Here is a 12,237-nt window from a genome sequence, read left to right as displayed (position 1 = left end):
TCCGATCGGCACCTTCGCCAACCCCGTCATCCCCGGAATGCACCCCGACCCGAGCATCTGCCGGGTCGGGGGGCATTACTACCTCGCCTGCTCCAGCTTCGAGTACTTCCCCGGCGTGCCGGTCTTCCGCAGCCAGGATCTCGTGCACTGGGAGCAGATCGGCAACGCGCTGGACCGCACCACCCAGCTCGACCTGCCGCCGAGCACCCCCTCCTCCGGCGGCGTGTACGCGCCCACGCTCCGCTACCACGACGGCCGGTTCCACCTGATCACGTCGGTCGTGCCGCACGCCGGCACGCTGGTCGTGACCAGCACCGACCCGGCCGGCCCGTGGTCCGACCCGGTGTGGCTGCCGGACGTCGGGATCGACCCCGACCTCGCCTGGGACGCCGACGGCACCGCCTGGTGCACGTTCATGGGCATCCAGCAGGTCCGGGTCGATCTCGCGACCGGCGCCGCGCTGGAGACCCCCCGCAAGATCTGGTCCGGCACACCCGGCGCGCAGTGGCCCGAGGCCCCGCACCTCTACGAGGTCGACGGCACCTGGTACCTGCTGATCGCCGAGGGCGGCACCGACTCCGGGCACGGCATCTCGGTGGCCCGCGGGCCGGCGCCGGACGGGCCGTTCGAGCCCTGCCCGCACAACCCGATCCTCAGCCACCGCAGCACCGACCACCCGATCCAGAACACCGGCCACGGTGACCTGGTCCAGGCGGCCGACGGCTCGTGGTGGCTGGTCTTCCTCGGCACCCGACCGCGCGGCGGCCCACCCGGCTGGCACGTGCTCGGGCGGGAGACGTTCCTGGCACCGGTCACCTGGGTCGACGGCTGGCCGGTCGTCGGCGAGGTGGACACCCGGATGAGCGGCGGCCTCCCGCCACAGCCGGTGCCGGTGCCACCGGCCCGCGACGACTTCGACGGCGCCGACCTGCGCCCGTGCTGGATCTCGATCCGCTCCCGGCCGGCGCACGCCTGGTCGCTCAAGGACCGCCCGGGCTGGCTCACCCTGCACGCGCAGGACGGCTCGCTCGACGACCCGTCGGTGTCGTTCATCGGCCGCCGCCAGCAGCACCACGCCTGCCGGGTACGCGCGCTGGTCGACGCCGCCGAGGGCCGCGGCGGCCTGGCGGTACGCCTCGACGAACAGCACCACTACGAGGTCGAGGCCGGCGGCGGCGAGGTGGGCGTGCGGGCCCGGGTCGGCGCGCTCGACCGGTGGCGCTCGGCCGGCCCGGTGCCGGACGGCCCGGTCGTGCTGCGCGTGGAGACCCAGCCGTCTGGCCCCAGCCCCGACCACCCGAGGCAGGAGCCGGACGTGGTGCGCCTGGGCTACGAGACACCGACCGGCCGCTTCGTCGTGCTCGACGAGCTCGACGGTCGCTACCTGTCGACCCAGGTCGCCGGCGGCTTCACCGGCCGGGTCATCGGCATGTACGCGGTGTCCGGCACGGTCCGCTTCGACTGGCTGGCCTACGAACAGGACGGCGACGACCTCTAGCGGCTTCCGGGTCCGCCGTTCGCGGCGGACCCGGAGCACCCCTGATTTCCTTTCCCGGGTCCGCGTCACCGGCGGACCGCCGCTCCCGCCGGAGACCGCTCCGGCCGGCGGCTCGCGGGCGAGCCGAAACCCCCGGCCTCCACTGCCACCTCCGCGCGCCAAGCCCAATCCGCGGCTCCGCTCACGGCGCCGATGATCGTGAGCCCGCCGCGGGCGCGGTCGTCGGCGCTCCCTGACCGCCAGCGCCGCGCACTGTGGGCGACGCGGTTATCGACGCTCCCTGACCGCCAGCGCCGCGCACTGTGGGCGACGCGGTCGTCGGCGCTTCCTGGTCGCCGGCGCCGCAGACCCGGCAGGTGCCGCGGCGGCGGAGGTGGTAGGCCAGTGTCGCCGCGCCCAGCGCGACGCCCCAGACGGGCCAGAGCAGCATGGGCGCGACGAGCCACACCCCTTCGTCGCCGAGGTGGCTCATCGCGCCCGAGCTGAGCAGGCCAAGGCTGGCCGAGGTGATGAAGATGGCCACGACCGTCGCGGGCACGGTGGCGAGCTTGACGGGCACCCGCTTGCCGGCCAGCCCGACCATCCAGCGGGGAAATACCTCGCCCCAGCGCTGCACCAGGCCGAGCGTGAGCACCGCGCCCACGCAGGCGAACGCCCCCAGCCCCGCCCCGGCCCACACCACCGAGTCGTCGTCGAAGTCGGCCGGGTCCAGCTCGACCACGCCCAGCAGCACGACGGCGAGCCAGCCGAAGCGGGTCACCGCGTAGAGCACCGGGATCGCGACGGCCGTGTATGCCGCCCGCCGCCCCCACCGGGCGACGCGCGCCGCGGACGCCGTGCCGCCCTTCCGTCCACAGGAGACGCACGCGCCGGCGGTGCGGAACTGCCAGGCGAGCAGCGCCCGCGCCAGCAGCAGCCCGCCGAGCACGCTCACCGCCATGTTGATCACGGGCCAGGTGAACACGTCGGCAAAATCGACCGGTGGCCACCCGAACGGGGCACCCACGATCAGCATCGGCGCGTAGCCGGCGCGGGCCAGCAGGCGCATGTCGGGCACGACCACGAGCAGCACCGCCACCACGGACCAGCCCGCCGCGAGCAGGGCGGTGCGGGCGGCGCCCCGCGGGTTGAGGGTGGGCAGGCTGAGCGCGGCGACCGCGGTCGCGAGCAGCACCACCGCGAAGAGCGGGGCGCCCACCTCGGCCGGGAGCCCGCGCAGGAGCGAGGCGTCGCCCGCCGGGTCGTTGGTGCCGAACGGGAAGCCGCGTCCGGTCGCCGTCCAGACGAGCGCGAGCGTGCCGTAGAGCGCGGCCCAGGCCGCGGCGGCGTGAGATCTGGTCATGCCTCTCACGTTCGCGGGCGCACGCCGTCGACACCTCCCGCCGGAACGGGAACCGCCTCCCCCGCGCGAGGGAGTCACCCAGGGGCACGAACCCGGCCGGCAACCGGAGCCGCCTCCCCTGGGAGCTCATTCCGGCGTCACGAACCCGGCCGGGAACGGGAGCCGCCTCCCCTGGGAGCTCAGCCCGGCGTCACGAACCCGGCCGGGAACGGGAGCCGCCTCCCCCGGGAGCTCAGCCCGGCGTCACGAACCCGGACTCGTAGGCGAGCACGACCGCCTGGGTGCGGTCGCGGGCGCCGAGCTTGGCGAGCACGTTGCCAACGTGGGTCTTGACCGTCTCCACGCCGAGCACGAGGTCGGCGGCGATCTCCGCGTTGGAGTGCCCGGCCGCCACGAGGCGGAGCACCTCGGCCTCCCGCTCGGTGAGGGCCGGCCCGGGCAGGCGGCGGCGCGCACCGTAGGCGCCGGCCAGCCGCCGGATCGCCGCCGGGAAGAGCAGCGACTCGCCGCGCGCCACCACGCGTATCGCGTCGACCACCTCGGCCGGCCGGGCCCGCTTGAGCAGGAAGCCGCTGGCGCCGGCGCGGAGCGCGTCGTATACGTATTCATCGTTTTCGAACGTGGTCACGACCAGCACTTTCGGCGGGCTGGCCGAGGTGGCGAGCAGGTGGCGGGTGGCCTGGATGCCGTCGATGTCGGGCATCCGCACGTCCATCAGCACGACGTCCGGCCGCAGCTTCGCGACGAGCGGCGTCACCTCCGCGCCGTCGGAGGCCTCGCCGACCACGTCGAGGTCCGGCTGGGCCGCGATGATCGCCCGCAGCCCCACCCGGATCAGCTCCTCGTCGTCGACCACGAGCACCCGCGTCACGCCCTCCACCCGACGCGGACCCGACCGCGACGGGCCGCCCGCGCCGCCCGCGCCGCCCGCGCCCGCCGCGCCTCCCGCACCCGCCGCGTCGTCAGGGTCGCCCGCGCCATCCGCACCGCCCGCGCCCACCGCGCCTCCCGCACCCGCCGCGCCGCCCGCGCCCACCGCGCCTCCCGCACCCGCCGCGCCGCCCGCACCCGCCGCGCCTCCCGCACCCGCCGCGTCGTCAGGGTCGCCCGCGCTCACCGGGCCGCTCCCGAAGGGAGCCGGACCGCTATCCGCCAGACGCCGCCGTCGCGGCCGGCCGTCATGTCGCCGCCGAGGAGCGTCACCCGCTCCCGCATGCCGGCCAGCCCGCGCCCGCCGCCGGCTGTCGCGCCGTCGGCGACCGGGTTGGTCAGCTCGATCGCGAGCGTCTCACCCGCCACGGCCACGCGCAGCGCCACCGGCTGGCCGCCGGCGTGCCGGGCGGCGTTGGTGAGCCCTTCCTGCACGATCCGGTACCCCTCCCGGGAGATCACCGCCGGCAGGTCGGCCAGCGGGCCGGCCCGGTCGAGGCGCACCTCGATCCGGGCGTCGGCGACCAGGCGGTCCAGGTCGGCGAGCGTCGGCTGGGGCGCGCGAGCGGCGGCGGGACCGTCGCGGAGCAGGCCGAGCATGTGGTCGAGCTCGGCCATCGCGGCCCGGCCGGTCTCCTCGATCGCGGACAGCGCCCGCTTGGCGAAGTCGGGGTCGGCGTCCAGCACCTCGCGGGCGGCCGCCGCCTGGAGCGTCGTCACCGTGAGGGCGTGGCCCACCGAGTCGTGCAGCTCGCGGGCCAGCCGGTTGCGCTCGGCCAGGCCGGCCGCCCGCGCCTCCAGGGCGGCGATGCGCTCCGCCGTCGACGGGCCGAGCAGCACCGGGGCCATCAGGGCGGCGAGCGCGCCGAGGCCGGCCACCGCGTACACGAGCGCGACGAGCAGCATCAGCCCCACCAGCGTCAGCCACCCGGTGTCGCCCTCGTCGAGCGGGCCCAGCCGCAGCCCGTCGGTGGCGTCGGTGCTGACGCCGAACCACCCGGCCGCGAACACCAGCGCCATCGGCACCGCCACCAGCAGCCCGCCGGCGACGACGCCACCGGTGGCGAGGTGGGTGGCGTACCAGAGCGCGCCCCGCACCCGGGTCTCCCGCGCGACGGGTCCGGGCGGCGGGTCGGGCAGGTCGACGCCGAGCAGCGCCCGCGCGGCGGCGATCTCCAGGGAGCGGGTGCCGCGCAGGAAGGCCGGCACGGCGGCGATCGCCGCGGCCGCGACGAGCAGGAGCAGCGCCGCCGTGCGCCCGCCGCGCGGACCGGCCAGCATGTCGGCGAACACGACGCCCAGCAGCAGGTACGGCAGGAGGATCACGCCGCCGAGCAGCAGGTGCACGCCACGGCGGTAGGTCGTGCCGCTCACCAGCGGGGAGAGCGGGGCCGGCATCCTCACCCGGCCCATTCTCCCCGCCGAGCCCGGTCGCGAGGGCCGCCGCCCCGCGCGCCGAGCCCGGTCACGAGGGCCCACCGCTCCCGCCCGCCGCCCCCGCGGAGCGGCGGGCGGGACGGGAGCTCAGCCCTTCGTCGCGCCCGACGCGAGGCCGCCGACGAGCTGGCGCTCCGCGACCGCGTAGAACGCGAGCGCCGGGATCATCGCCAGCACCACGTACGCGAGGATGCGCGCGGTGTCGGAGGCGTACTGGCCCTGGAACTGCTGCACGCCCACCGGGAGCGTCCACCAGCTCGGGTCGGTGAAGACGACGAGCGGGAGCATGAAGTTGTTCCAGCTGGCCACGAGCGCCAGCACCGAGACGGTGGCGAGCGCCGGCCGGGCCATCGGCAGCAGGATCCGCCAGAAGAAGCCGAACGGGGTGCAGCCGTCGAGGATCGCCGCCTCCTCGACCTCTCCCGGGATGGTGCGGAAGAACGCGCGCAGGATGATGATCGTCATCGGCAGCCCGAACGCGACCTGCGGCAGGATCACGCCGAGCGGGCTGTTGAGCAGGCTCAGCTCGCGCAGCAGCACGAACAGCGGCAGGATCGCCACCGCGAACGGAAACATCAGCCCCGCGGCGAAGAGCGTGTAGAGGCCTTCGCGGCCGCGGAAGTTGAAGCGGGCGAAGACGTACGCGGCCATCGCGGCCACCAGCACCAGCAGCACCACCGTGGCCACCGCGATGAGCGTGCTGTTGAACAGCGGCCGCCAGAAACTGCTGGAGCGCAGGATGCTGGTGTAGTTTTCCGGCACCCACGGGCTGGGCAGCGCGAACGGGTTGTTGGAGAGCTGCCCGTTGTCCTTGAAGCCGCCCAGCACGCCGAAGGCGACCGGCACGATGACGCCCGCGCCGACGACGATCGCGATCACGTGCAGCCAGAAGTGGCGCACCCGCGTCCCGGACCGCGTACTCATCGCTTCTCCCGCATGGTGGTGATGGCGCCCTCGATGTCACGGCGCATGACGAACCGCTGGTAGAGCAGCGCGAACACGAGGCTGATGAGGAACATCGCGACGCTGATCGCGCTGGCGTACCCGACCTCGGAGCGGCGGAAGCCGTACTGGAACATCGTGACCGCCATGGTCTCCGAGGCGTGGATCGGGCCGCCGCCGGTGAGCACCCACACCATGTCGAAGAGCTGGATCGCACCGATGATCGACAGGAAGATGCTGATCCGGATCGTCGGGCCGAGCAGCGGCAGCGTCACGTGGCGGAACACCTGCCAGCTCCCCGCGCCGTCGGTGACCGCCGCCTCGGTCAGCTCCTTCGGGATGCCCTGCCGCCCCGCCAGGTACAGGATCATGTGCAGGCCGAAGTACTTCCAGCTGATCACGAAGAACAGCGCGTACAGCACGGTCGAGGTGTCGGCCAGCCACTCCTGCTGGAGGCCTTCCAGGCCGATCGCGGACATCAGCTGGTTGGTCAGGCCCTGGTTGGGCGAGAAGACCATCGTGAACAGGACGGCCGTGATGACCTCGGAGAGCACGTACGGCGCGAAGAACACCAGGCGGTAGAAGGCCCGCCCGCGCAGCGGCTGGTTGAGCAGCAGCGCGAGGCCGAGCGCGACCGGCAGCTGCACGAAGACCGAGAGCAGCACCAGGATCAGGCCGCGCTTGAGGTCGCCGATGAAGATGTCGTCCTCGATCAGCCGGCGGAAGTTGTCGAGGCCGACGAAGTTTTCCGGCAGCCCGCCGAACCCGTTCCACTTGAAGAGGCTGGTGTAGATCGCGAGCGCGATCGGCCCGACCACCAGCACCGCGAAGATCGCCAGCGCGGGGGCGAGAAACAGCGCGACGGTCAGTTTGTCGAGGCGGCGGCGTCGGCGCAGCGAACCATCCACCCGCGGCCGAAGCTGGTCGGGGGCGAGCCCCCGGCGGGCCTCGGCGCGGGTGGCGGTCCGGTGGGAAGAGGGGGCCGGAAGCCGTCCTTCCGGCCCCTGCGTCGTCGTTTTCAAAGCGGCTACTGGTTTTTCGCGACCTTGGCGATGTCCTGCGCGACCTTCTCCGGCGTGGCCTTCTTGGCCACCAGCTCGGCGACGCTGTCGTTGACCTGCGTGCCGACCGCCGGCGCGTAAGCCTGGTCGAGGTAGAGCTGGAACTTGGGCGCCTTGGCGATGGCCGCGTGCACCGACTTGAGGTTGGCGTCCTTGAGCGCGTCTTCGGCGCCCGCGGTCACCGGCAGGATCGAGTCGCTCGACGCACCCTTGCGCTGGCTGTCGGCCGAGAGCAGGAACTTGATGAACTCGGTCGCCTGCGGCGGCGCGTCCTTGCCGAGCGCGAAGCCGTTGCCGCCGCCGAACGCGTCTTCGAGCGAGCCCTTGCCGCCGTCGACCGCCGGGAACGGGAAGAAGCCCAGCTTTTCGCCGATGCCCTTCTTCGTGGTGGAGTACGCCGCTTCGGTCGTCGGGGCCCACTGCCCCATCAGCTCCATCGCCGCCTGGCCGTTGCCCATGATGGCAGCCTGGCCGTCGGTCGCCGAGTACTTGGCGCCGAGGAAGCCCTTCTGGAACGGGTCGAGGTCGATGAGCTCCTTGAACCGGGCGCCCGCGGCCACGAAGTCGGGCTGGTCGAACGAGCCGTCCGCGGCCGCCGCGGCGAGCCCGTCGACGCCGGCGACGCGGATCGCCAGGTAGGCCCAGTAGAAGTGGGCGGTCCAGCTCTCCGAGCCGGCCAGGGCGATCGGCGTGACACCGGCGGTCTTCAGCTTGCCGACCGCGTCGATGAACTCGCCCCAGGTGGCCGGCGGCGCCGCGATCTTGGCCTTGTCGAAGAGCTCCTTGTTGTACCAGAAGCCGACCATGCCGAGGTCGAACGGAACGCCGTACTGCTTGCCGTCGACCTTGTAGATGTCCAGGCCGTTCTTGTTGATGTTGGCGGCCGCGTCACCGAGGTCGATCTCCTTGACCAGACCCGCCTCGACCTGCTGCTTGAGCACGCCGCCGCCCCACGAGTGGAAGATGTCCGGCGGGGTGCCCGCCTGGGTGACGGTGGTCAGCTTCGCCTTGAAGGCCTCGTTTTCCAACGGGGTGATCTTGATCTCCACGCCCGAGTTGGCGGTCTGGAAGTCCTTGGCCAGGTTGGCCCACGTGGTCAGCATCGGGTCGACGTTGGAGATGTGCCACCAGTCGATCGTGGCCGATCCGCCCCCGCTGTTGCCGGAGTCGCCGGAGCCGTCGTCGCCACAGCCGCCGAGCAGCGCCGCGCCGGCGCCCAGGCCGGCGAGGCCCAGGACCGATCGGCGCGAGAAGTATGAGGGGGTCGTCATGTGCCATCCCTTCGGGTGGGCCGGAGCGTAACGGCTCGCTCGCGGCCGTGGTGGGTCCGATAGGCCAGTCGCGGAGCCGACGCCAGGTGCCCGGAAGTTTTCGGCGTCGGCCCGATAATTCAAGGTGATGTGGCGCACGCTACGACGACGTGAACTAGCGGTCAAGCCCTATCGCTGGGCGGATACAAGCGTTACCGTAAGGCAACCTAGACCGCCAAACGCCCGAAAGATGTTCCGGAAACATCCCGGAAGATGATCCGAGCGGCCCGGAAGCCCGGCATCGGAGGCGCAGGCGGATACCGGAACATGCCCGAAACAACGCGATGCAGACGACAGGAGACACTCCTCCATGAGTGATCGGAGCGCCGCGGCGCCGGACGCGGTGACCATCCCCGAGCCCTGGCAGGACCCGAGCCTCCCGGCGGACAAGCGGGTCACCGACCTGCTGGGCCGGCTCACGCTCGAGGAGAAGGTCGCCCAGCTGTACGGCGTCTGGCTCGGCGCGAACGCCACGCCCGACGACATGGCGCCGCAGCAGCACGAGCTGGTCGGCGACACGCTCGACTGGACCGGGCTGATCCGCACCGGCCTGGGGCAGCTTTCCCGCCCGTTCGGCACCGCGCCGATCGACCCGGCGCAGGGCGCCCGGGCGCTGGCTCGCGTGCAGGGCGAGATCGTGGCCGCCGGCCGGTTCGGGATCCCGGCCGTCGCCCACGAGGAGTGCCTCACCGGCGTGATGACCTGGGGCGCCACCGTCTACCCGACGCCGCTGGCCTGGGGCGCGACGTTCGACCCCGCGCTGGTCGAGCGGATGGCCGCCCGGATCGGCGCCGACATGCGCCGCCTCGGCGTGCACCAGGGCCTCGCCCCGGTGCTCGACGTCACCCGCGACCCCCGGTGGGGCCGCACCGAGGAGACCCTCGGCGAAGACCCGTACCTCGTCGCGACGCTCGCCACCGGGTACGTGCGCGGGCTGGAGTCGGCCGGCGTGGTGGCCACGCTCAAGCACTTCGTCGGATACTCCGCTTCCCGCGCCGGGCGAAACTTCGGGCCCGTGCACATGGGTCCGCGCGAGCTCGCCGACGTGCTGCTGTTCCCGTTCGAGATGGCGTTGCGCGACGGCGGCGCCCGGTCGGTGATGCACGCGTACACGGAGATCGACGGCCTGCCGCCCGCGGCGAGCGCCAAGCTGCTGACCGGCCTGCTCCGCGACGAGTGGGGCTTCACCGGCACCGTGGTCGCCGACTACTTCGGCGTGTCCTTCCTGGAGCTGCACCACGGCCTGGCCGACGGGCCGGTCCAGGCCGCCGCGGTCGCGCTCGCCGCCGGGGTCGACGTCGAGCTTCCGGCGGTACGGTGCTTCGGCCCGGCGTTCGTCGAAGCGGTACGCGAAGGAAAGGTCTCCGAGGCGCTCGTCGACCGGGCCGCCGCCCGCGTGCTCCGGCAGAAGCTCGAGCTGGGCCTGCTCGACAGCGACTGGCAGCCGTTCCCCGCCGAGGTCGAGGCCGCCGGCGACGCGCCGATCGACGGCCTGATCGACCTCGACCCGCCGGCCGGCCGGGCCCTCGCCCGCGAGGTCGCCGAGGAGTCGGTGGTGCTGCTCGCCAACGACGGCGGCGCCCTCCCGCTCCGCCCGGACGCCCGGATCGCCATGGTCGGCCCGCTCGCCGAGGGCTCGACCGGGATGCTCGGCTGCTACACGTTCCCGGCGCACGTGGGCATCCACCACCCGCAGCTGCCGACCGGCGTGGCGATCCCCAGTCCGCTGGAGTCGCTCCGCGCCGAGCTGCCCGGCGCGACCGTCACCCACGTGCCCGGCTGCGAGGTCAACGGCTCCGACACCGCGGGTTTCGCCGCGGCCGTGGCGGCCGCGCAGGCCGCGGACGTGGTGGTCGCCGTGGTCGGCGACCGCGCGGGCATCTTCGGCGACTCCTGCACCTCCGGCGAGGGCTGCGACGTGGAGAGCCTCGACCTGCCCGGGGCGCAGGGCGCCCTGCTGGAGGCGCTGCTCGACACCGGAAAGCCGGTGGTCGCGGTGCTGCTGACCGGCCGCCCGTACGCGCTGGGCGCCTACGCCGACCGGCTCGCCGCCACCGTGCAGGCGTTCTTCCCCGGCGAGGAGGGCGGCCCCGCGGTCGCCGGCGTCCTGTCCGGCCGGGTCTGCCCGTCCGGCCGCCTCCCGGTCAGCGTCCCCCGCCGACCCGCCGGCGGCCCCACCACCTACCTCGGCCCGCCGCTCGCGCACGCCTCCTCGGTCACGTCGGTCGACCCGACGCCGCTGTACCCGTTCGGGCACGGCCTGTCCTACACCGCCTTCGCCTGGGACGGGGTCCGCGTCGACGGCGCCCCGCACGACCCCGACCACCCGGTCGAGGTGCCGACCGAGGGCGCGGTCACCGTCTCGATGACCGTGCACAACATCGGTGACCGCCCCGGCGCCGACGTGGTCCAGCTCTACCTCCACGACCCGGTCGCGCAGGTCACCCGCCCGGTGGTCCGTTTGATCGGGTACGCGCGGGTGGCGCTCGCACCGGGCCAGTCCCGCCGCGTCGACTTCCGGGTGCACGCCGACCTGTCCGCGTTCACCGGGCTGGCCGGCACGCGGGTCGTCGAGCCGGGCGCGCTGGAGCTGCGCCTCTCCCGCTCCAGCACCGACGTGGCCCACACCGTCGCGCTCCGCCTCGTCGGCGCCGAGCGCGAGGTCGGCACCGACCGCCAGCTCACCACGGAGGTCACCCTCCACTAGAGACCTTCCGGAGTCGGGGTGGCTTCGACCCCCTATTGAGATTTGAGCTACCGCGATGCCCGCCGTGGTCCATGCCGTTGCTCCCGCGGCCTCACCCGTCCGCCGCTGGTCACGCTCACCCCGGCGGCTGCGCCGGGTCCTTACGGCCCCGGCCGTGGCTAGGTGCGCGCGGATTCCTGACTCCTCATGTCCGCCGTGGTGAAAGACCGCTCAGCCGCGGCTCGTGGCAGCTTTTGATCACGGGGCGGAGCGGGTACTGAGCAGGCGTGATCCACGTGGGCACGTCCGGCTGGCAGTACCGGGACTGGCGCGGCCCCTTCTACCCCGAAGGGCTGCCGCAGCGGCTCTGGCTGGAGCACTACGCCGAGCACTTCGCCACCGTCGAGGTCAACAACGCGTTCTACCGGCTGCCCGAACGCGACACGTTCGCCAAGTGGCGGGCCCGCACACCGGACGACTTCTGCGTCGCGGTGAAGGTCAGCCGCTACCTCACCCACGTCAAGCGCCTGCGCGACCCCGAGGAGCCGGTCGCCCGGTTTCTCGAACGCGCGACGGCGCTCGGCGACCGCCTCGGGCCGGTGCTCCTCCAGCTGCCGCCCACCTTGCGCGCCGACCCGGACACGCTGGACGCGACGCTGGCCCTCTTCCCGCGCGACGTGCGCGTGGCGGTCGAACCGCGGCACGCGTCGTGGTGGACGCCCGAGACCGAGTCCGTCCTCAAAGGACACAACGCGGCCCTGTGCTGGGCCGACCGCAAGGGCCGCCCGGTCACGCCGCTGTGGCACACGGCCGACTTCGGCTACCTGCGCATGCACGAGGGCCGCGCCCGCCCCTGGCCGCACTACGGGCGGGCGGCGCTGCGGTCGTGGCTGGACCGCGTCGACCCGTCGGTCGACACGTACGTCTACTTCAACAACGACCCCGGCTGCGCCGCCGTCGCCGACGCCTCGACGTTCGCGACACTCGCCCGCCGCCGCGAGCTCCCCACGACCCGCACCCCTTGACCCGGA

The 12,237-nt window shown here is 73.5% G+C and carries 10 protein-coding genes; 3 read left to right on the top strand and 7 right to left on the bottom strand.

The features are described from left to right. Positions 1 to 4: 4 nt before the first annotated feature. Entirely contained in the window at positions 5 to 1,498 is a 1,494-nt protein-coding gene (locus AC5L36_RS25760; protein WP_441221433.1) for a glycoside hydrolase family 43 protein, read from the top strand. Positions 1,499 to 1,679: 181 nt separating this feature from the next. Here AC5L36_RS25760 and AC5L36_RS25755 read toward each other — a convergent pair whose 3' ends face one another. The 7 genes from AC5L36_RS25755 to AC5L36_RS25725 form a co-directional block, all read right to left on the bottom strand. Then, the gene (locus tag AC5L36_RS25755) at positions 1,680 to 2,840 is read right to left on the bottom strand and encodes a hypothetical protein (RefSeq protein ID WP_441221156.1); all 1,161 of its coding nucleotides are present in this window, start codon (positions 2,838 to 2,840) and stop codon (positions 1,680 to 1,682) included. Positions 2,841 to 3,072: 232 nt separating this feature from the next. Then, a complete protein-coding gene (locus AC5L36_RS25750; RefSeq protein WP_441221431.1) occupies positions 3,073 to 3,711 on the bottom strand; it encodes a response regulator in 639 nt (212 codons plus the stop codon). Next, complete coding sequence (locus AC5L36_RS25745; RefSeq protein ID WP_494909041.1) at positions 3,708 to 3,926, bottom strand: hypothetical protein; 219 nt, start codon at positions 3,924 to 3,926, stop codon at positions 3,708 to 3,710. Before AC5L36_RS25745 ends, AC5L36_RS25750 begins: the two co-directional genes overlap by 4 nt. A gap of 27 nt (positions 3,927 to 3,953) precedes the next feature. After that, positions 3,954 to 5,168, bottom strand: a complete 1,215-nt coding sequence (locus AC5L36_RS25740) for a sensor histidine kinase (RefSeq protein ID WP_441221429.1) — start codon at positions 5,166 to 5,168, stop codon at positions 3,954 to 3,956. Between the two features lie 126 nt (positions 5,169 to 5,294). Then, entirely contained in the window at positions 5,295 to 6,131 is an 837-nt protein-coding gene (locus AC5L36_RS25735) for a carbohydrate ABC transporter permease (protein ID WP_441221154.1), read from the bottom strand. Then, positions 6,128 to 7,057 carry a carbohydrate ABC transporter permease gene (locus AC5L36_RS25730; protein ID WP_441221152.1) on the bottom strand — a complete coding sequence of 310 codons (930 nt, stop codon included), beginning with the start codon at positions 7,055 to 7,057 and terminating at the stop codon, positions 6,128 to 6,130. Before AC5L36_RS25730 ends, AC5L36_RS25735 begins: the two co-directional genes overlap by 4 nt. A 119-nt stretch (positions 7,058 to 7,176) precedes the next feature. Then, positions 7,177 to 8,481 (bottom strand): extracellular solute-binding protein, encoded by a 1,305-nt coding sequence (locus AC5L36_RS25725; protein ID WP_441221150.1) that lies wholly within the window; start codon positions 8,479 to 8,481, stop codon positions 7,177 to 7,179. A gap of 349 nt (positions 8,482 to 8,830) precedes the next feature. Here AC5L36_RS25725 and AC5L36_RS25720 point away from each other — a divergent pair, with 349 nt between their 5' ends. Then, entirely contained in the window at positions 8,831 to 11,227 is a 2,397-nt protein-coding gene (locus AC5L36_RS25720) for a beta-xylosidase/alpha-l-arabinosidase (RefSeq protein WP_441221148.1), read from the top strand. Positions 11,228 to 11,493: 266 nt separating this feature from the next. After that, on the top strand, positions 11,494 to 12,231 hold the full coding sequence (locus AC5L36_RS25715; protein ID WP_441221146.1) for a DUF72 domain-containing protein: 738 nt from the start codon (positions 11,494 to 11,496) through the stop codon (positions 12,229 to 12,231). Positions 12,232 to 12,237: the final 6 nt, after the last annotated feature.

Source organism: Phytohabitans sp. LZ39, assembly GCF_059359075.1.
The sequence above is the reverse complement of the archived record's forward strand: the minus strand, read 5'-3'. Positions and strand labels throughout refer to the sequence as shown.